Genomic DNA, 20,692 nt, shown 5'->3' with positions numbered 1-20,692 from the left:
CGGCGGCCCGCACCTCGCTCCGCGCCCTGGCCAAGGTCCGGTCCGCCATCGTCTGGGACGGGATCAGCCGGCCGAAGATCAGCACCTGGGCCGCGGCCCGCCCCGCGCGCGAAGCGGGGCTTTCATCCGACATCCACAGGCCGGCGTTCAGCACCGCCTTGGCCCGGGACAGCTCCGCCGCCGTCGGCCCGTCCTTGGCCAACGCCTTCAGTTCGGCGGCGCAGACCTGGGCCAGCTCCACCGCCCGGTCGGCCGAGGCCCCGGCGTAGATTCCGAGAATACCGGCGTCCTCGTAAGGCTCGTGATAGGCGTCGATCGCATAGGCCAGTCCGCGCTCCTCGCGCGCGCTCTGGAACAGCCGCGACGCCATTCCTCCCCCGAGGATCTCGGTCATCAGCCGGGCCGCCGGGTAGGCCGTGTCGGCCGCCGACGGCGCGGGCAGCTGGAAGACGATGTTGGCCTGCTCGATCCGGCGCGTCAGGGCCGCCTCGCCGCCGGTGAAACGGGGAACCGCCGGCGCTTCCGCCGGGGTCGCCGTCTCTCCGCCGAACCAGCGCTCGGCCAGGGCCAGAAGCTCCGCCTCGTCCACCGCGCCGGCCGCGGAGACCACCATGCGGTCGGGCGAGTACAGCCGCGCCCGCCAGGCGCCCACGGAGGCCCTGTCGATCGGCTTGAGGCTGGCGATAGACCCCAGGATCGGACGCCCCAGCGGCTGGCCCTCGAAGGCGCGCGTCTGGGCCATCTCGAACACATGGTCGTCGGGCGTGTCGAACGCCTCTGCGATCTCCTGGGCCACCACGTGCTTCTCGCGCTCGATCTCGGCTGGATCCAGCGTGGGGCGGAACACCAGGTCCGACAGCACCTGCATCGCCAGGGGCAGAGACCCGTCCAGGGCCCGCACCTCGAAACTGGTCCTCTCGTAGCCGGTCGAAGCGTTGATCGATCCGCCCTCGGCCTCGATCCGCTCCACGATGTCGCGCGCGCCCATCTCGCCGGCGCCCTTGAACACCAAGTGTTCCAGGCAATGCGACCAGCCCGATGTCGCCTCGCTCTCCCACTTGGCCCCGCCGCGCACGGCGACGGTGAGCGCCAGGGTGCGCAGGCCGGGCATGGGATCGCAGACGACGCGGACGCCGTTGGACAGGGTGTGAAGCGTGGCGGTCAGGAGGAGCTCTTTCCGGTCTCGCCCGAGGGCGTCGAGGCGCGCTTGCGCATGAGCAGCGCGATGTAGAAGCCGACCAGCGCCAGCGCCAGGCCGAACCACGTCAGCGCATAGCCCAGGTGGTTGTTGGAGAAGGCCGGAGGCGGGGCGGAGGGCTTCAGCGCGCCCCACTCGGGATTGGACGAGGTCAGGGCGTAAGGGTCTGGGGAGCCACCTCGGCGTGACGTTCAGCGCCCGCGCCATGGCGGTCGTGTCGCGGGCGTAGAAATGTCGGCCTTCCGGCGGCGGCGCCATCGCGCCCGGCGGCGGCGGGGTGCGGAGCACGGCGGTGATCCGGACCTCTTCGGCGCTGCGCGCCTCCGGCGGCCGCGACGAGACGGTGTCGGCCACGAAACCCCGGTCGACCAGATAGACGGGCGCGATGGCCATGCCGGTCTGTTTCAGGATCGGGCAGGCGGAGACCAGCCGCACCCCGACCTGGCCGTTCTCGATGCTCTGCAGCTCGACATAGGGTGCGGTCGCCAGGCCTGGGCAGGATATGGTCACTCGCCGGAACTCCGGCGCCTCGCCGCTGTCCACCAGGTCGTACAGCGAAACCGGGGCCTTGCCGGCCGCCGCCTCCGCCCCGGCGATCAGGCCTTCCTTCCACTGCAGCCGCTTTACCTGCCACACGCCCAGCGAAAGCAGCAGGACGAGCAGAGGCAGGCAGGCGATCGTCAGCCCCCAGGGAAAGCGGGCGCGGGCCGCCATCTATTCCTCCCCCTTCGGGGGAGGGGGACCGCGCGTAGCGGGGTGGAGGGGCGTTTCCACACCCTCAGAGTCTGCGGCGGCGCCCCTCCACCATCCTTCGGATGGTCCCCCTCCCCCGCCGGGGGAGGAACGGAGCCCTCGCATCTGCAGCGCGATCATCACGCCCTTCCCCGGCCGCATCAGTCCCAGCGACAGCCCGGCCACCAGGGGCAGCGCCACGAGCAGCAGGAGCCAGATCGGCGGATTGTAGGCGATCATCACGAACAGGGCCCCGAACACCACGATCCCGCCGGCGATCTGCATGATGAAGATCGCCGCTCCGTCGCCGGTGTTGAGCCGCGTGAAGTCGAAGCCGCAGGCCTCGCAGCGGTCGACCACCTTCAGGAAGCCGCCGAACAGGCGCCCCTCGCCGCAGTTCGGGCAGCGGCAAAGCAGACCGGCGCGGATCGGGTCGATCCGCGCCGGCGCAGGAGCTTGGGTTTCACCGTCCATTCGTCATCCCGGCGGAAGCCGGGATCACCCGAAGGTGACGTAGACGAAGGCGAACAGGAACAGCCAGACCACGTCCACGAAGTGCCAGTACCAGGCCGCCGCCTCGAAGCCGAAATGCTTCTGCGGGGTGAACTGGCCGGCCAGCAGGCGCAGCAGGCAGACGATCAGGAAGATGGTGCCGACCAGCACGTGGAAACCGTGGAAGCCGGTCGCCATGAAGAAGATCGAGCCGTACAGGCCCGAGTTCACGGCCTCTTCGTTGAAGAACAGGTGCTCGTGGATGATGTGCTGGTACTCATAGGCCTGCACCGCGGTGAACAGCACGCCCAGCGCCACCGTGATCATCAGGCCGATCTTGGTGGCGTTGCGGTCGCCTGGGCCAGGGCGTGGTGCGCCCAGGTCACCGTCGTGCCCGACAGCAGAAGGATGACGGTGTTCAGCAGCGGCAGCTGCCAGGCGTCCAGCGTCTCGACGCCCTTCGGCGGCCAGGTCGCCCAGGCCTTGGCCGTGTCGGCCCAGGTCCCGACTTCCGGGATGTGCGCGCGGGCCTCGTTAAAGATGCTCATCTCGAAGAACATCCAGAAGAAGGCCACGAAGAACATCACCTCGGAGGCGATGAACAGCATCATGCCGTAGCGCAGGCCGATCGAGACGACCGGGGTGTGGTCGCCGGCCTTGCTTTCCTTGATGACGTCCGACCACCAGCCGAACATCGACACCAGCACGCCGGCCAGGCCCGCGAAGAACAGGGCCTTGTCGCCCTTGGCCAGCAGGGCCGCGACGACGCCCTCGCCATCGTTGACCAGGCCCTTCATCCAGACCACGGCGCCGACCATCATGATGGTCACGGCGATCGAGGACACCAGCGGCCAGGGGCTGGGGTTCACCAGGTGGTAGTCGTGATGCGGGGTCGCGTGGGCGTCGGCCATCGGGGTCTCTTGAAGGTCGAGAGTCGTTAGGGGTGGGCTATAGCGCCCGCTATCCGGCCGCGCCAGAGGCTTCCGCCCCAGTTTGGCCGCCGTTCACCGCCTGCTGGAAGCGTTCGGTGGGATAGAAGGTGTAGCTGAGGGTGATCTCCTTCACCCCGCGGCTCTCCCGGTCGGTCGCCATCTCGGGCGCCACGAAGTACTGGACGGGGAATTTCATCGTCTGGCCGGGCTGGATGATCTGCTCGTCGAAGCAGAAGCACTGCAGCTTCTGGAAGTACGGACCGGCGCGCTCGGGCACGACGTTGTACCCGGCCTTGGCGCTGATCGGCTGGTCCGAGGTGTTGGTCACGTCGAAATAGGCGATGCCCGTCTCGCCGATGCGCACCCTCTGGCTCACCTGCTCGGCCCGGAACTCCATCGGCAGGCCGCGCACATTGGTGTCGAAGCGGATCAGCACCGTCTCGTCCAACTGCACGTCGGGGGCCTGCTCGGCCCGCTTCACCGTGCCGTCGAAGCCGGTGACCTGGCAGAACATCTTGTACAGCGGCACCGCGGCGAAGGCCGCGCCGGTCATGAACATCACCCCGAAGGCGCAGGCAATGGCGACGCCGTTGCGGCCCAGCTTCCTCACTGGGCGTACCCCACCGGCTGGCCGGCGGCGATCGCCTCGGTGCGGGCGTCGATGTTGCGCTTCAGGTTCAGCACCGTGACGGCGAACACCAGCACGATGAAGGCCACCAGCGCCCCGGCGATGGCCAGGTTGCGCTTCTTGCGGGCGGAAAGCTCTTCGGGGGTCAGGCGGCGCATGGTCGTTACAGTCCGGGGACGGCGGTGAAGCTCTCGATCAGCAGGGCGGCGAACAGGGCCATCAGATACAGGATCGAGAAGGCGAACAGGTTGCGCGCCGGTTTGGCCTCAGCACGCACATCGTACAATGCGGCCTCTCGCCCCACGGCCTCGGCCTTGTCCGGCTGGTCGCCCGCGCGCGAGCGCCAGAGCCGGACGCCAGCAGCAGGAACACCAGACCGCCGGCGACGGACACCGCCAGGTACAGATAGCCGCCCAGCCCCGTCAGCCCGGGCGCGACGGCCGCCGGCAGGAAGACCAGGGTGTAGATCAGGATCTGCAGCCGGGTGCTCTTGGCGCCCCGGGCCACCGGCATCATCGGAATGCCCGCCTTGGCGTAGTCGCCCGCCGAATACAGCGCCAGGGCCCAGCTGTGCGGCGGGGTCCACAGGAAGATGATCAGGAACAGCAGCCACGCCTGCCACGGCGCCTGACCCGTCGCCGCCGCCCAGCCGATCACCGGCGGGAAGGCGCCCGCCGCTCCGCCGATGACGATGTTCTGGGGCGTTCGGCGCTTCAGCAGCAGGGTGTAGAAGACGGCGTAGTATAGGATCGTCAGCAGCAGCAGGCCGCCGGCCAGCCAGTTGGCGGTCATGCCCAGCAGCATCACCGCGAACACCGACAGGATGACGCCGAACGCCATCGCGTCGTTCTTGCGCACCCGGCCCGCCGCCACCGGGCGGCGCGCGTGCGGCGCATCAGGGCGTCGGTCTCGCCCTCCAGCGCCATGTTCAGCGCGCCCGCGGCGCCGGCGCCCACCGCGATGCACAGGATGGCGATCGCCGCCGACAGCCAGTCCAGGCTGCCGCCCGCCACCACCAGCCCCGTGACGGCGGTGAAGATCACCAGCGACATCACGCGCGGCTTCAGCAGCTGGAAGAAGTCTTCCGGCTGGGCCGTCGAGATCGCGGGGGTGTCGGCGCTCATGCGCAACTCTCTACTCCGTCATTCCGGGGCCGCGAAGCGGAACCCGAGACCCGGGGCGATGGCTTGAACCCCTCGGTTCCGGGCTCCTCGCTCCGCTCGGCCCCGGAATGACGGGTCGAGCCGAGCTGAAAACCGAGAGGCCGCCCCTTCGACAGAAGAGGCGGCCCCCGATGCTTTCCGGTCCCGGAAGACCGGGCCTTCTAGTGCTCGTCCTGCTTGACCACCGGCAGCTCGTTGAACTGGTGGTGCGGCGGGGGCGAGGACAGCGTCCACTCCAGCGTGGTGGCGCCTTCGCCCCACGGATTGTCCACGCCCTTGCGGCGACGGATCGCGGCCTCGGCCAACATGATCAGGAAGACGGCGACGCCGACGATCGTGATCACGTAGCCGACCGACGAGACATGGTTCCAGAGCGTATAGGCGTCCGGATAGTCCACGTAGCGGCGCGGCATGCCCTGCAGGCCCAGGAAGTGCTGCGGGAAGAACACCAGGTTCACGCCCACGAACATGATCCAGAAGTGCAGCGCGCCGAGGAACTCGTTGTACTTCACCCCGAACATCTTCTCGAACCAGTAGTAGAACCCGGCGAAGATGGCGAAGACGGCGCCCAGGGACAGCACGTAGTGGAAGTGCGCCACGACGTAGTAGGTGTCGTGCAGGCTGTAGTCGATGCCGGCGTTGGACAACACCACGCCGGTCACGCCGCCGACGGTGAACAGGAAGATGAAGCCCATCGCCCACAGCATGGGCGTCTTGAAGCTGATGGAGCCGCCCCACATGGTGGCGATCCAGCTGAAGATCTTCACGCCCGTGGGCACCGCGATGATCATCGTCGCGGCGATGAAATAGGCCCGCAGGTTGATGCTCATGCCGACCGTGTACATGTGGTGCGCCCACACGATGAAGCCGACGAAGCCGATGGCCACCATGGCGTAGGCCATGGCCAGGTAGCCGAAGACCGGCTTCTTGGAGAAGGTCGAGACGATGTGGCTGATGATGCCGAAGCCCGGCAGGATCAGGATGTACACCTCGGGGTGGCCGAAGAACCAGAACAGGTGCTGGAACATGACGGGGTCGCCGCCGCCGGCCGGGTTGAAGAAGCTGGTGCCGAAGTTGCGGTCGGCCAGCAGCATGGTGATGGCGCCGGCCAGGACGGGCAGCGACAGCAGCAGCAGGAAGGCGGTGATCAGCACCGACCAGGCGAACAGCGGCATCCGGTGCAGGGTCATGCCCGGCGCGCGCATGTTGAAGATGGTGGTGATGAAGTTGATCGCGCCCAGGATCGAGCTGGCGCCCGCCACGTGCAGCGAGAAGATCGCCAGGTCCATCGCCGGCCCGGTGTGGCCGGTGGTCGACAGCGGCGGATAGATCGTCCAGCCCCCGCCGAAGCCCTTGCCCGGGCCGCCGTCGACGAACATCGACAGGCACAGCAGCACCCAGGCGGCGACCAGCAGCCAGAACGAGATGTTGTTCATCCGCGGGAAGGCCATGTCCGGCGCGCCGATCATGATCGGCACGAACCAGTTGCCGAAGCCCCCGATCATCGCGGGCATGACCATGAAGAAGATCATGATCAGCGCGTGGCCCGTCACCACGACGTTGTAGCCGTGCTTGGACTGTTCAACGAGGCCCAGCAGGCTGACCAACGAGCCTTCCTTGAAGATCTGGATGCCCGGCTCGGCCAGTTCCCAGCGGATCAGGCCCGACAGGGCGCCGCCCACGATCCCCGCCATGATGGCGAAGATCAGATACAGGGTGCCGATGTCTTTGTGGTTGGTCGACAGGAACCAGCGGGTGAAGAAGCCCGGCTTGTGGTCGTGGTGCCCGTCGTGGTCATGGGCGAGGTTTTCGGCGACTGTGGCCATGGTCTCTGCGCTCTCGCGGATCGTTACTGGGCGGCCGGGGCGGCGGCGGGAGCGGCGCCCGAGGCGGCGATCGAGCCGATCTGCTGACCGGGGGTGACGGTGGCGCCCGAGTCGGCGGTGATGGTCAGCACGCCGGCGGCCGGGGCCGACACCTCGACGGCGACCTTGTCGGTTTTCGATCTCGACCAGCAGCTCGTCCTTGGCGACCGTGTCGCCGGACTTCTTCAGCCAGGTCCCCATGGTCCCCTCGGCGACGCTCTCGCCCATGGTCGGGGTCGAGATCGCAACGGAGCCGCCCGAGGCGGCAGGGGTGGGAGCCGGCGCGGCCGGCGCGGGTTTCGGCGGCCGGAGCCGACGCTGGCTTGGGCGCTTCAGCCTTGGAGGCCTCGGCCTTGGGCGCAGCGGGGGCGGAGGCGCTCGCGCCTTCGCTGACCACGCCCAGGACGGCGCCGGGGGTGACCGTCTCGCCGTCGGGGGCCTTGATCTCGGACAGCACGCCGTCGGCGGGCGAGACGACCTCGAGCGAGACCTTGTCGGTCTCGAGCTCGACCAGGACCTCGTCCTTCTTGACCGGGTCGCCGGCCTTCTTCGTCCACTTGCCGATGGTGGCTTCGGTGACGGATTCGCCGAGGGCGGGGGTCAGGATGTCGGCCATGGTCGGGTCTTTCAGCTTCGTTCGATCATTGTCATCCCGGAAAGGGCGTCAGCCCTTGTCCGGGAAGGCGAAGGCGTCGGTCAGGAAGGCGTCGAGTTCTTTCAGGTGCCGGCTCATCAGACCGGCGGCCGTGGAGGCCGAGGCCGGGCGACCGACGTAGCGGGCGCGCTTGGACTTCACGTTCAGCTTCTCGAGGGTCAGCTCGATCCACGGATCGACGAAGGTCCAGCCGCCCATGTTCTTGGGCTCTTCCTGGCACCAGACCAGCTCGGCGTTCGGGAAGCGGGCCAGTTCCGTCATCAGTGACTTCATCGGCCACGGATAGAACTGCTCCAGCCGCATCAGATAGACGTCGTCGACCTGGTCGCGTTCGCGGCGGTCCAGCAGGTCGTAGTAGACCTTGCCCGAGCACAGGACGACGCGGCGGACAGCCTTGTCGGCGACAATCGAGATCCCGGCGACCTCGGGGCGGGTCTGGGCGTCGTCGTGCAGGACGCGGTGGAAGGAGCTGCCCTCGGCCATGTCAGCCAGGGTCGAGACCGCCTTCTTGTGGCGCAGCAGCGACTTGGGCGTCATCAGGATCAGCGGCTTGCGGAACGGCCGGTGCATCTGGCGGCGCAGGATGTGGAAGTAGTTCGCCGGCGTGGTGCAGTTGGCGACCTGCATGTTGTCCTCGGCGCAGGCCTGCAGGAAGCGCTCCAGTCGGGCGGAGGAGTGTTCGGGCCCCTGCCCTTCGTAGCCGTGCGGCAACAGCATGGTCAGGCCGCACATGCGCAGCCACTTGCGCTCGCCCGACGAGATGAACTGGTCGATGACGACCTGGGCGCCGTTCACGAAGTCGCCGAACTGGGCCTCCCACATCACCAGGGTGTTGGGGTCGCTGAGCGCATAGCCGTATTCGAAGCCCAGCACCGCCTCTTCCGACAGGGCCGAGTCGATGACCTCGAAATGGGCCTGCTTGTCCGAGAGGTTGTTCAGCGGGACGTAGCGCTTCTCGGTTGTCTGATCGACGATGCCCGAATGGCGCTGCGAGAAGGTGCCGCGCACCGAATCCTGGCCCGACAGGCGGACCGGGAAGCCTTCTTCTAGCAGCGAGCCGAAGGCCAGGCTCTCGGCTGTCGCCCAGTCGATGTTCTGGCCCGTCGTGATCATCTCGCGGCGGCCGTCGATGACGCGCTTCAGCGTCTTGTGGATGTCGACGGCGTTCGGGATGGTGGTCAGGCGATGACCCAGGTCCTGCAGCTTGGCCAGGGGCACGCCGGTCTCGCCGCGGCGCTCGTCGCCGTCCGGCAGGCCGATGCCCTGCCACTGGCCGTCCATCCAGTCGGCCTTCTTGGCCTCGAACGCCTTTCCGGCCTCGAACTCCGCATCCAGGAAGGCCTCGAAGCGGGCGACCTCGGCGTCGATCTCGGCTTGAGTGACCACGCCCTCTTTGACCAGGCGCTCGGAGTAGATCTCGCGCGTCGACGGCAGGGCGCGGATCTTCGAATACATCACCGGCTGGGTGAAGGTCGGATCGTCGCCCTCGTTGTGGCCGAAGCGGCGGTAGCAGAACATGTCCACCACCACGTCCTTGTGGAATTTCTGACGGAATTCGGTGGCCACCTTCGAGGCGAAGACGACCGCTTCCGGGTCGTCGCCGTTCACGTGGAAGATCGGCGCCTGGACCATCAGGGCCACGTCCGACGGATAGGGCGACGAGCGCGAGTTGCGCGGGCTGGTGGTGAAGCCGATCTGGTTGTTGACCACGAAATGGATCGTGCCGCCGGTGCGATAGCCCTTCAGTCCCATCAGGGCGAAGCATTCGGCGACCACGCCCTGGCCGGCGAACGCGGCGTCGCCGTGGATCAGCAGCGGCACGACCTTGGTGCGGTCCAGGGCCCACTGCTCTTCCGGCTGGCCGGCGTTGGCCTCGCGGATGTCGAAGGCCTGCTTGGCGCGCGCCTTGCCCAGGACGACCGGGTTGACGATCTCCAGGTGCGAGGGGTTGGCGGTCAGGGACAGGTGGACGGTGTTGCCGTCGAACGCGCGGTCCGACGAAGCGCCCATGTGGTATTTGACGTCGCCCGAGCCCTCGATGTCCGAGGGGACGGTCGAGCCGCCCTGGAACTCGTGGAAGATGGCGCGATAGGGCTTGCCCATGACCGCCGCCAGCGTGTTCAGGCGACCGCGGTGGGCCATGCCCAGCACGATCTCGTCGACGCCCAGGGCGCCGCCGCGCTTGATGACCTGCTCCAGCGCCGGGACCATGGCCTCGCCGCCGTCCAGGCCGAAGCGCTTGGTGCCGGGGAAGCGCTTGTGCAGGAAGCGCTCGAAGCCCTCGGCCTCGATCAGCTTGTTCAGGATCGCCAGTTTGCCTTCCTTGGTGAAGGCGTTCTGCTCGAACTTGTCGGGCCCCTCGAAGCGCTCCTGGAGCCAGGCCTTCTCCTCGGGTTCGGCGATGTGCATGTACTGGATGCCGATGTGGCCGCAGTAGGTGCGCTTCAGGATGGCCAGCACCTCGCGGATGCTGCCGGTCTGCAGGCCCAGCACGCCGTCCAGGTAGATCGGGCGGTCCAGGTCGGCTTCGGTGAAGCCGTAGAACTCGGGCGTCAGCTCCGGATTGTGGGTCGGCTGTTCGATGCCCAGCGGGTCCAGCGTCGCCTGCAGGTGGCCGCGGACGCGGTAGCTGCGGATCAGCATCAGGGCGCGGATCGAATCGTGGGCGGCGGCGCGGACGTCCTGGGCCGAAACGCCGGAAGCAGCGGCGGGAGCCGGCGCGACCGCAGGCGGGGCCGCGGGCTTCTTGGGGATCGGGCTTGGGGCGCCGGCCAGCGGCCGTCGAAGACGGCGGCGCCTCGGTGGGCTCGGTCGTGACCGGGGCGGCCCCAGGCGCGGCGCCGGCCGCAGGCCTTCACCGTGGCGGCGTTGTCGCGCAGCTGATCGAAGAAGGCGCGCCATTCGCTCGAGACCGACGACGGGGTCGTCGGCCCATTTGGCGTGCAGGTCTTCGATGAAGGCGGCGTTGGAGCCATACAGGAAGCTGGTCTCGGCAAAGACCTGGTTCAGCCGTCCGGCGTCGTCAGCCATGGTTCTCGTCACGTCCCTGAGGCGGCGCGCGCACGTCTGCGCGAACCGGCGCGGTTCATATAGGCGCTGTTTCCTGACGGGTCATGACCGAATAGCGGCGAAAGGGTCGAAATTCGCCGGAATCGGGCGAATTTCGAGCGCGCCATGCCCCACAGGTGGGACATACTTGCGGCCCGCCGCGCCGCGCAGACCCTGAAGCCGGGCCGACGCGGCGGGCTGTCAAACCGTCATTCGTAGATGGTCTCGCCGTTCTGCAGGCACCAGCCGATCCGGACCTCTTCGACGTAGGCGGTGACCGTCCCGTACGGGAACTGGGTGACGCCGGCGTACACCGACCCCGGATAGCCGTAGCAGACGCCTCCGTGCTCGCCGACCACCGTCGTATGGCTGGCGTCGCTGTAATAGATGTACGAGTAGAGCGGCACCCGATCCGGGGGCGGGGCGGCGCCGGCGGCGCCGACGAGCACGGCGGCGGACAGGGCGACCGCCGACAGGAGCTTGAGACGAATTTTCATGGGAACCTCCGAACTCGCCCTCCGGATGAGGGCGTCGGACGTTCGCCTGACGCGCGAGTTCGTGTCAACTCAGGCGAGCATCCAGCTTGCGCCGGATGCTCGCCCTGAGAAGGTCAGCCTTTCAGGACTTCTACCAGGGTCGTCCCCAGGCGCGCGGCGACGACGACACGCGGATGCCCGCGGCCTCCATGGCGGCGATCTTGGATTCCGCGTCGCCCTTGCCACCCGAGACCACGGCGCCGGCGTGGCCCATTGTGCGGCCCTTGGGCGCCGTGCGGCCGGCGATGAAGCCGACCATCGGCTTCTTGCGGCCCTTCTTGGCCTCGTCGATCAGGAACTGGGCGGCGTCTTCCTCGGCCGCCCCGCCGATCTCGCCGATCATGATGATCGAGGTGGTTTCGGGATCCGCCAGGAACAGCTCCAGCACGTCGATGAACTCGGTGCCCTTGACCGGGTCCCCGCCGATGCCGACCGCCGTGGTCTGGCCCAGGCCCTCGTTGGTGGTCTGGAACACCGCCTCATAGGTCAGGGTGCCCGAGCGCGAGACGATGCCGACGTTGCCCTTCTTGAAGATCGAGCCCGGCATGATGCCGATCTTGCACTCTTCCGGCGTCAGGATGCCCGGGCAGTTCGGCCCCAGCAGGCGCGACTTGGAACGGTCAAGACGGGCTTTCACGCGCACCATGTCCAGCACCGGGATGCCCTCGGTGATGCAGGTGATGAAGGGGATCTGGGCGTCGATGGCCTCGATGATGGCGTCGGCCGCGCCGGCCGGCGGAACGTAGATGACCGAGGCGTCGGCGCCAGTCGCGTCCTTGGCTTCCGCGACCGAGGCGAAAATCGGCAGGGTCTCGCCCTCGGACCCGTGCCACAGCTCGCCGCCCTTCTTGGGGTGCACGCCGCCGACCATCTTGGTGCCGTAGTAGCGCAGCGCCTGCTCGGTGTGGAACGTCCCGGTCTTGCCGGTCAGGCCCTGGACGATGACCTTGGTGTCTTTGTTGACGAGGATGGACATGGGTCTATCGATCTCTGGAAATGTCTGTCAGCAGGGCGGTGGCGGCGCTTAGCCGACCGCCGCGACGATCTTCTGGGCGGCGTCGTCGAGGTCGTCGGCGGCGGTGATGGCCAGGCCCGACTCGTTGAGGATCTTCTTGCCTTCGGCGACATTGGTGCCTTCCAGGCGGACGACCAGCGGCACCTTCAGGCCCACTTCCTTCACCGCGGCGACCACGCCCTCGGCGATGACGTCGCAACGCATGATGCCGCCGAAGATGTTGACCAGGATGCCCTGCACGGCCGGGTCGGCGGTGATGATCTTGAAGGCCGCCGCGACCTTTTCCTTGGAGGCGCCGCCGCCGACGTCGCAGAAGTTGGCCGGCTCCTTGCCGTACAGCTTGATGATGTCCATCGTCGCCATGGCCAGACCCGCGCCGTTGACCATGCAGCCGATGTTGCCGTCCAGCGCGACGTAGGCGAGGTCCCACTCAGAGGCCTCGATCTCCTTGGCGTCTTCCTCGGTCTCGTCGCGCAGCGCCTTGATGTCCTCGTGGCGGAACAGGGCGTTGCCGTCGAAGCTGACCTTGGCGTCCAGCACGCGCAGGCGGCCATTCTCCATCACGATCAACGGGTTGATCTCCAGCATCGACATGTCGGTGTCGAGGAAGGCCTTGTAGAGAATGGGGAACAGATAGGCGCCGTCCTTGGCCGCCTCGCCGTCCAGCTTCAGCGCGCCGTTGAGCTCGGCGACGTTGGCTTCGGTGACGCCGGCTTCCGGATCGATGTCGATGGTCTGGATCTTCTCGGGCGTGTCGTGGGCGACCTGCTCGATGTCCATGCCGCCTTCGGTCGAGACGACGAAGGAGACCCGCCCTGTGCCGCGGTCGACCAGCAGCGAGCAGTACAGCTCGCGGGCGATGTCGGCGCCGTCCTCGATGTACAGGCGGTTCACCTGCTTGCCGGCCGGGCCGGTCTGGGCGGTGACGAGGGTGTTGCCCAGCATCTCCCTGGCGTTCGAGACGACCTCTTCGATCGAGCGGGCCAGGCGGACGCCGCCCTTGGCGTCGGCGGGCAGTTCCTTGAACTTGCCCTTGCCGCGGCCGCCGGCGTGAATCTGGGACTTCACGACATAGAGCGGGCCCGGCAGCTGCCTGGCCGCGGCCTCGGCCTGGTCGGCGCTGGTGATGGCGACGCCGGCGGCGACCGGCGCGCCGAAGCCCTTCAGGACCTGCTTGGCCTGATATTCGTGAATGTTCATGGAAGGCGCCACCAAACCGCTGGGAGGAGTTGCGGCGCCTTATAGGACCCCCGCCTTCGCAGGCGCAACCGGGCGGGCGGTTTTCCCTACCGCCGTCGCCTCAGGCCGCGGCCGGCGCCGGCTCGACCGGAGGCCTGGGCCGGAACGTCAAGGCGATCAGGAAGGCGCCTATGCCCATGGCCCAGGAGCCGACGTACAGCCAGCCGTACTGGCCCAAGGCGTCGTAGATCACGCCGCCCAGCAGCGGGCCGGTGGCCATGCCCAGGCTGCCGGCCATCGCCGTGCCGCCGATGACGGTGCCCATCATCCGTAGCGGGAAGTTCTCGCGCGCCAAGACGGCGTAGAGGGGCATCACCCCGGCGTAGATGAAGCCGACCAGCACGGCCACGGAGTAGAAGCCGGTCAGATTGCTGACGAAGGCGTAGCCCAAGACCGCGAAGGCCTGAAGCAGCAGGCCCGCGATCAGGATCCGCCGCGCGCCGAAGCGGTCGCCCATCAGGCCGAAGGCAATCCGCCCGCCCAGGCCGGCCAAGCCCTCGACGCTGTAGATCGAGACGGCGGCGATCATCGGAATGCCGCAGCTGACCGCATAGCTGACCGTGTGGAAGATCGGACCCGAGTGGGTGGCGCAGCAGAAGAAGTTGGTCAGCAGCAGGATGATGAACAGCGGCGAGCGAAGCACCTGCCGGACCGACGGACCGGGTTCGGGCGCTTCGGCTGACGTCGAGACGGCCGGGGCCTGACCGGCGGCGGCCAGGGCCGGCGGACGGCGGATCAGCAACGCCGTCGGGATCATCACCGCGGCCACGATCCCCGCGACGATCAGCAGCGTCGTGCGCCAGTCGTGCTGCGTGACCAGCCAGGCGACCAGGGGTGACATGGTCATCGGCGCCATGCCCATGCCCGCCGAAACGAGGGACACCGCCAGGCTGCGCTGGGTGTCGAACCAACCGGTCACGCAGGCCATCAGCGGGGCGAAGATGGCCGCCGTCGCCGTCCCGACCAGCAGGCCGAAGACGAACTGGAACTCGATCAGCGTGGTCGCCCGGCTGGCCCAGAACACGCTGAGCGCCAGCAGGACCGAGCCGATCAGCACCACAGGCCGCGGCCCGATCCGGTCCGACAGGGCGCCCCATCCCAGGCTGCCGAACGCCATGGCCAGGAAACCGACGGTCATGGCGGCGGACACCCCGGTCACCGACCAGCCGGCGTCGCGCGCGATCGGCTGCAGCAGGACCGGCAGCGAGAACATCGCGCCGATGGCGACGCAGCCCAGAAGGCCGCCCGCGGCGACGATCACCCAGCGATAGGGAAGACTAGCCATGGCCCGCTCCATCGGCGCAATTATTCAACCGATCGGTTAAATAACGCAGATCGGGACGAAGTGCAAGGACCGCGGGTTTCGGAACGGCGATGGAGGACGTACGGCCTAGTCGACCCAGTCCTTCTTGAGCGTGCGCGAGGCGCAGATCAGCAGGACCGACGACAGGATGTAGAAGCCCAGGCCCGTGTAGATGGCCCAGCGCAGCGATTCCTCGCCGAAGCGGGGCGCCAGCAGGTCGCTCATGAAGCCGAAATAGTAGAAGCCGACGGCGATGCCCAAAAGGTTGTTGATCAGCAGGAACAGGGCCGAAGCCGTGGTCCGCATGGGGGCCGGGACCAGATGCTGGACCGCCGCCGTGATCGGCCCCAGCCAGGTCAGGTTCAGCCCCGTGGGGATCAGGAAGATCAGGAAGGCCATGGTCAGGGCCGCGACGCTGTTGCCGCCTCCGCCCGGAACGACCTGCTCGATCAGCCAGCCAGAGTTCATGGCCAGGACGAAACAGGGCGCCGAGATCAGGAAGGCGATGGCGGGGACCAGCGGATAGGCGCCCTTGGACGTCTTGCCCAGACGGTCGGCGATGACCCCGCCGCCCCAGATGCCGGCGACGCCGCCGACCAGGGCGATTCCGGAATAGTACCAGGAGGTCTGCATCAGGGTCAGATCGAAGCTGCGCATGAAGAAGCTGGGCAGCCAACCCGCGACGCCGTATCCGCAGACCGACGAGGCGGCGGCGCCGAGCGCTAGCAGCCAGAAGCTGGGCTTGGGCAGGAGCGTCCCGCACACGGCGCCGAACGACGGGGCCTTGGCCGGGCCGCGACGGCGGCCGCGGCGGGAGCCGCGCCTCGACGGCCGGGGCGTCCAGACCACCGCGCTTCGGATCCTTGACCGTCAGACGCAGCAGCGGGGCGACCAGCAGCCCCAGCAGGCCGACCACGACGAAGGCGGTCTGCCAGCCGAACTTGGCGGCCAGAACGCCGCCCACCAGGGTGCCGGCGGCCGTACCGAGGGGAATGCCGAAGGCGTACGCCGCCAGCGCCCGGGCGCGCTGGGCCTTGGGGAAGTAGTCGGCGATCAGGGAGTAGGCCGGAGCCACCCCGCCCGCCTCGCCGACGCCGACGCCCATGCGGAACAGAAACAGCTGGGTGAAGCTGCCGGCCACGCCGCACAGGGCGGTGAAGCCCGACCACACCGCCAGGGCTGCGGTCATGACCCAGACCCGGCTGAACCGGTCGGCCAGCCAGGCCAGGGGGATGGCGAGGGTCGAATAGACCGACGCGAAGGCCAGGCCGCCCAGAAGGCCGAACTGGGTGTCGGACAGGCCGAAGTGAGCCTTCAGCGGCGTGGCCAGGATGCCGATGATCTGCCGGTCTAGGAAGTTCAGCATGTAGACCAGGATCAGGACCGCCAGAACGTAGAAGCGGTATCCCGAGCGGGCCGGGGCTTGCCCGGGGATGGGGGCGTCCGTGGCGGTCATGGCGTGTCCCTCGACTGGTCGTTGGACCGCGTCTGCGGCGGCCCTTGCAGCGACCCTAGCGACGCCGTTTCCCGGCGCCAGAAGAAAAAGGGCGGCGGCTCGTCGGAACCGCCGCCCCTGACCGGAAGCGATCAGGCTTCAGAAGGCCGTCAGAACTTGAATTGGACCGTCGCGGTGACCGTCTGCGGCGGACCGTAGTAGCCGATCAGCGAGTTGTTGAAGGTCGCCCCGGCGAAATTGTAGCCGCCCACGCGATACTCCTCGTCGGTCAGGTTCTTGCCGTGTAGGCCGATCGTGTAGCGGTCGGTCGGATCGGTCCAGACCACCGACAGGTCGACCAGGGTGTAGGCCTGCTGATCCAGGACCGGGTTGGGGAACTCGAACTGGCTGTAGTCGCCGCGATACGAGAGCGACGGGGTGACCGCCAGCTCGCCGCCGCCCAGGTTCCCGATCCAGGTGAAGCCCAGGTAGCCGGTCCATTCCGGCGCGTTCTGCAGCACGACCTGGTCCGAGATGTCCTCGTAGACGCCGAGCGCCAGATTGTAGCGCAGGAACTCCTCGAAGTCGGAGTGCAGGTAACCGACCGCGAAGTTGGCCGACAGGCTGTCCATGATCTGGACGCGGCCTTCGAACTCCGCGCCGTAGAAGGTCGAGGAGCCGACGTTGTCGACGAAGCTGGCGATGCCGCCGACGGCCGGAACCTGGGTCGTGACCTGCTGATCGTTGTATTCGTTGTAGAAGATCGCCGAGGCGAACGAGAAGCGGTTCAACGCGCCCTTCAGGCCGATCTCGTAGGAATCGACCGTCTCGGGGTTGTAGCCGTTGACCGTATTGGGGGTCAGGATGGCGTCGCCGCGCATGTCGAAGCCGCCCGACTTGAAGCCGCGCGAGTATGAAGCATAGGTCGTCAGGTCGTCGGTCAGGTCATAGGACAGGGCGACCTTGGGCGTGAATTGATCGAAATCCTTGGTGCGGGTGTAGTCGGTGCGCAGCAGGGTCGGAGCGCGCGGGGTCCCGCCCAGGAGCGGGCTGCGGGTGGCCCCGGCGTAGTTGGCGCGGAAGACGCTGCCGGTCTTCTCGTCCGCGGTGTAGCGCGCGCCCAGCGACAGGTGCAGGCGGTCGGTCAGGTCCAGATTGACGTCGGCGAAGGCGGCCCAGCTGGTGGTGTCCACATAGCCGGCGGTGCCGATGACCAGTCCCAGGTTGCCGGCGATGGTGTCGAACGCGCCCTCGGCATGACCATCCAGGTAGAAGACGCCCATGACGCCCTGGATTCGGTCGAAGTCGAACAGGACCTGGAACTCCTGGGTCACCTGGTCGTCGGCGTAGTAGGCCGGGATGTCCAGGGTCGGCGCCGGGGTGTTGTCGAAGTCGATGACCGTGTCGGTCTCGCCCTCGCGCCAGGCGGTGATCGACTTGAAGGTCCAGTTGTCGTTCAGGTCGACCTGGACGGTCGCCGACAAGCCCTGGTTCATCACCGAGTTGTCGTCGCCGACGCCGGCGTAGGTGTCGTAGACGCTGGCCGGAACGCCCGCGCCGGGGCCGACCCCGGCGACCTCGCGGTGGCCGTGACGGGGGTTGGAATTGTCCTCGACGCGGTCGTAGGCCAGGCGAATCGAGATATCGTCGCTCGGCTCCCATTCGGCGCTGACGCGGCCGGCCAGGACGTCCTTGTCGTAGTGTTCGGCGCCGGTGTTCAGGTTGGTCCCGTAGCCGTCCCGCTGGAAGCTGGCGATGGCGCCGCCGATGCGGAAATTGTCGGCCAGGGGCACGCTGCCCATGGCCAGCAGATCCACCTGATTATAGCTGCCGTACGAGCCGCGCAGGGTCAGCTCGGGATCCTGCGACAGACGCGACGTCACGTACTTGACCGCGCCGCCCACGGTGTTGCGGCCGTACAGCGAGCCCTGCGGACCGCGCAGCACCTCGATGCGCTGGACGTCGTAGATGTCCAGCACCGCGCCCTGCGGGCGGGCGATGTAGACGTCGTCGACGTACAGGCCGACGCCCGGCTCGAAACCCCACAGCGGATCCTGCTGGCCGATGCCGCGGATGAAGGAGATCAGGGTCGAGTTCGAGCCGCGGGCGATCTGGACCGTGGCGTTGGGCGTCTGCTGCTGCAGGGCGGTGATATCGGTCGCGCCGGTCTGCTCCAGCCGCTCGGCGCCCAGGGCCGACACCGAGATCGGCACGTCCTTCAGCGCTTCGTCCCGGCGGCGGGCCGAGACGACGATCTCGTCCAGGGCGACCGACTCGTCCTGCGTGGGAACGTCCTGGGCCAGGGCGATGGTGGACATCGCGCTCCAGGCCGCGCCGGCGAGCAAGGCGGTTTTCACGTATCTGTTCATGACGGGCCCAATCCTGATGTTTCCGGGTGAGACGCTTTTATTCAGCGTTCAATGATTTTCGCGGACCGTAATCGTTTTCGGCCCGCTGTCAAACGGCGACGCTTCTGCAGGGCGAGGGTGAAGCCAGACCTGTGGCGCCGTTGCACAGGCGGGGCCAGGCGGCCTAGCTTGCGCCCCCATGACCAAGCTCGACGCGCCCGGCTCCCGAAGCCCGACGTCCGCCCCGCCAAGCGCGGCCGGCCGCCGAAGGCCAAGGCCGCGGCGGCGGGCGACACCCGGGAATCGATCTTGGACGCGGCCGAGGACCTGTTCTCCAAACACGGCTTCTATGGGGTGACGATCCGAGAGGTGGCGCGCGAGGCGGGCGTCGATACGGCCCTCGTCCACTACTACTTCGGGGCCAAGCGCGGCCTGTTCGACGCGGTGTTCCTGCGCCGGGCCGAAGTCTGGAACAATGACCGCGTCGACGCCATCAACCGCTACGCCCGGGAGGTCGGGTCGGACGGGATGACGCTGGAGGGCTTGCTCGAGGCTTTCCTCAGACCGCCGTTCCAATGGTCGCTGAAGGGCGGGCCGGGGTGGAAGCACTATTCGGCCCTGGTCGCCCAGACCAACGCCAATCCCACCTTCGGCGGCGAGACCATGGCCCGCTATTTCGACCCGGCGATCCGGCGGCTGATCGAACTGATCAAGCAGGTGCTGCCCGGCGCCCGGGAAGTCGATCTGTACTGGGCCTACCATAATCTCTCGGGGGCCCTGACCCTGACCCTGGGCGAAACCGGCCGTCTGGACCGGCTCTCGGGCGGGCTGTGCCGTTCGGGCGACCTGGAGAGCGCCTGCGACTACATGGTGCGCTTCGCCGCCGCCGGTTTTCAGGCCGTCTGCGCGCCTGGGACGCCGGGCGCCGGACGATGAGCGTGGCGGAGCCTTCCTCGAAGACCATAAGCCTGACGCTGGACCGTGCGCTGGTGCGCGGGGTCGGGGTGGCGTTGGCCGGCGCCGTGGTCCTGGCGCTGACCGGCGCCTTCGGCATGGGCCAGGTCCCGTTGTGGTTCCGCCTCGCCTACTGGATCCCGATCATCCTGCTGGGCGCCGTGTGGGGGCATCTGTGCGGCATGGTCGTTGAGCGGTTCATCGACGCCGATCGGCGGCCGTGGCTGATGGCGGCCGCGCTGACGGCGGTGATCTCGGGGCCGCTGTCGGTGATGGTCTGGGCCATCACCACCCGCTTCTTCGACGACGATCGAGTCCTGGACCTGTCCCGGCTGCCCGACTTCCTGATGCCCGTCGCCCTGGTGACGGCGGTGTTCAGCGTCCTGAACGTCTTCCTGGGCCGCACGCCGGTCCAGACCCATGCCGCGCCCGCCGGAACGGCGCCGGCCCGCTTCCTGGACCGCCTGCCCCCCAAGCTGAGAGGCGCGGCGATCCGGGCTGTGGTCTCCGAAGACCACTACCTGCGCATCCATACCGACCGCGGTTCGGACCTGATCCTGATGCGGCTGGCCGATGCGTTGAAGGAGTTGGAGGGCCTTGAGGGCGCCCAGACCCATCGCAGTTGGTGGGTGGCCCGTGACGCCCTGCGAGACGTCGCGCGCGGCGAGGGCCGGGCGACCCTGACCCTGGACGGCGGCCTGGAGGCCCCCGTCAGCCGCCGCTACGCCCGGGCCCTGCGCGAGGCCGGCTGGTACTAACCCCGCCGTCCGGCCCAGGTCCCATGGAAAGCGACCGGCAGGGCCACGTCAGAACGCCAGGTGGCGACCGGCCCGTCCTCAAGCCGGGCGGCGTTCAGCACATGGAACTCGGTGACGCGCTCGACCAGGTTCAGCGACGGGCCGATCAGCCAGCCGTCGTCCTCCGCCTCGCCGCCGGGACGGGGCGCGAACAGCATCTCGTCGACCACATGGTCCGCGCCGAAGTCGAAGGCGCGGGTGCGGCCCGTGGACCAATCCGTAATTCCGATGCCGGTGGCGAACGGCGCTCGGGAACCTCGCCGACGTGTGGATCGAGAGCGCCGGACCGGGCCCGCCCGGCGCGGGGTCGCTGGCGCGGGGAACGTCGGCGGCGACGGCGGTGCGTTGCAGG

13 protein-coding genes and 5 pseudogenes are annotated in these 20,692 nt (G+C 68.1%); 2 read left to right on the top strand and 16 right to left on the bottom strand.

Going from position 1 to position 20,692, the window contains the following annotated elements:
* From AC2W7C_RS01760 to AC2W7C_RS01690, 15 genes and pseudogenes are all read right to left on the bottom strand, one after another.
* On the bottom strand, nucleotides 1-1,912 hold a 1,912-nt coding region (locus AC2W7C_RS01760; protein WP_485999893.1), incomplete at its 3' end, for an SURF1 family cytochrome oxidase biogenesis protein.
* Nucleotides 1,913-2,404, bottom strand: coding sequence for a DUF983 domain-containing protein (locus AC2W7C_RS01755; RefSeq protein ID WP_485999892.1), 492 nt, complete (start codon nucleotides 2,402-2,404; stop codon nucleotides 1,913-1,915).
* A gap of 24 nt (nucleotides 2,405-2,428) precedes the next feature.
* Nucleotides 2,429-3,333 (bottom strand): annotated as a pseudogene (locus AC2W7C_RS01750) (cytochrome c oxidase subunit 3).
* A gap of 49 nt (nucleotides 3,334-3,382) precedes the next feature.
* Nucleotides 3,383-3,964, bottom strand: a complete 582-nt coding sequence (locus tag AC2W7C_RS01745; protein ID WP_485999891.1) for a cytochrome c oxidase assembly protein — start codon at nucleotides 3,962-3,964, stop codon at nucleotides 3,383-3,385.
* Complete coding sequence (locus AC2W7C_RS01740; RefSeq protein ID WP_485999890.1) at nucleotides 3,961-4,140, bottom strand: hypothetical protein; 180 nt, start codon at nucleotides 4,138-4,140, stop codon at nucleotides 3,961-3,963. The genes AC2W7C_RS01745 and AC2W7C_RS01740 overlap by 4 nt, the downstream gene beginning before the upstream one ends.
* A 5-nt stretch (nucleotides 4,141-4,145) precedes the next feature.
* Nucleotides 4,146-5,106 (bottom strand): annotated as a pseudogene (gene cyoE, locus AC2W7C_RS01735) (heme o synthase).
* 200 nt (nucleotides 5,107-5,306) lie between these two features.
* Nucleotides 5,307-6,971, bottom strand: coding sequence for a cytochrome c oxidase subunit I (gene ctaD / locus AC2W7C_RS01730; RefSeq protein ID WP_485999894.1), 1,665 nt, complete (start codon nucleotides 6,969-6,971; stop codon nucleotides 5,307-5,309).
* Nucleotides 6,972-7,193: 222 nt separating this feature from the next.
* A pseudogene (locus AC2W7C_RS01725) lies at nucleotides 7,194-7,626 on the bottom strand (biotin/lipoyl-containing protein); the annotation flags it as partial.
* 48 nt (nucleotides 7,627-7,674) lie between these two features.
* Nucleotides 7,675-10,695: a 2-oxoglutarate dehydrogenase E1 component gene (locus tag AC2W7C_RS01720; protein ID WP_485999889.1), complete on the bottom strand. Its 3,021-nt coding sequence runs from the start codon at nucleotides 10,693-10,695 to the stop codon at nucleotides 7,675-7,677.
* 227 nt (nucleotides 10,696-10,922) lie between these two features.
* Nucleotides 10,923-11,210 (bottom strand): hypothetical protein, encoded by a 288-nt coding sequence (locus tag AC2W7C_RS01715; RefSeq protein ID WP_485999888.1) that lies wholly within the window; start codon nucleotides 11,208-11,210, stop codon nucleotides 10,923-10,925.
* A gap of 113 nt (nucleotides 11,211-11,323) precedes the next feature.
* Nucleotides 11,324-12,225, bottom strand: a pseudogene (sucD, locus tag AC2W7C_RS01710) (succinate--CoA ligase subunit alpha).
* 48 nt (nucleotides 12,226-12,273) lie between these two features.
* Nucleotides 12,274-13,464, bottom strand: coding sequence for an ADP-forming succinate--CoA ligase subunit beta (gene sucC / locus AC2W7C_RS01705; protein ID WP_485999887.1), 1,191 nt, complete (start codon nucleotides 13,462-13,464; stop codon nucleotides 12,274-12,276).
* Nucleotides 13,465-13,564: 100 nt separating this feature from the next.
* Nucleotides 13,565-14,788 carry an MFS transporter gene (locus AC2W7C_RS01700; protein ID WP_485999886.1) on the bottom strand — a complete coding sequence of 408 codons (1,224 nt, stop codon included), beginning with the start codon at nucleotides 14,786-14,788 and terminating at the stop codon, nucleotides 13,565-13,567.
* 105 nt (nucleotides 14,789-14,893) lie between these two features.
* Nucleotides 14,894-16,262 (bottom strand): annotated as a pseudogene (locus tag AC2W7C_RS01695) (spinster family MFS transporter).
* 149 nt (nucleotides 16,263-16,411) lie between these two features.
* A complete protein-coding gene (locus AC2W7C_RS01690; protein ID WP_485999885.1) occupies nucleotides 16,412-18,610 on the bottom strand; it encodes a TonB-dependent receptor in 2,199 nt (732 codons plus the stop codon).
* A gap of 168 nt (nucleotides 18,611-18,778) precedes the next feature.
* On the opposite strand from AC2W7C_RS01690, the gene AC2W7C_RS01685 reads away from it, so the two are divergent.
* Both AC2W7C_RS01685 and AC2W7C_RS01680 read left to right on the top strand, forming a co-directional pair.
* Nucleotides 18,779-19,525, top strand: coding sequence for a TetR/AcrR family transcriptional regulator (locus AC2W7C_RS01685; RefSeq protein WP_485999884.1), 747 nt, complete (start codon nucleotides 18,779-18,781; stop codon nucleotides 19,523-19,525).
* The gene (locus AC2W7C_RS01680; RefSeq protein WP_485999883.1) at nucleotides 19,522-20,301 is read left to right on the top strand and encodes a LytTR family DNA-binding domain-containing protein; all 780 of its coding nucleotides are present in this window, start codon (nucleotides 19,522-19,524) and stop codon (nucleotides 20,299-20,301) included. Before AC2W7C_RS01685 ends, AC2W7C_RS01680 begins: the two co-directional genes overlap by 4 nt.
* Here AC2W7C_RS01680 and AC2W7C_RS01675 read toward each other — a convergent pair.
* The coding region (locus AC2W7C_RS01675) for a carotenoid oxygenase family protein (protein WP_485999882.1) at nucleotides 20,298-20,692 on the bottom strand (395 nt) is incomplete at its 5' end. The two genes, AC2W7C_RS01680 and AC2W7C_RS01675, sit on opposite strands and share 4 nt — an antisense overlap.

The organism is Brevundimonas sp. CURTG3B2_SDJG, assembly GCF_057364705.1.
Note: the sequence above shows the minus strand (reverse complement) of the source record. Positions and strands in the feature narration are given on the sequence as shown.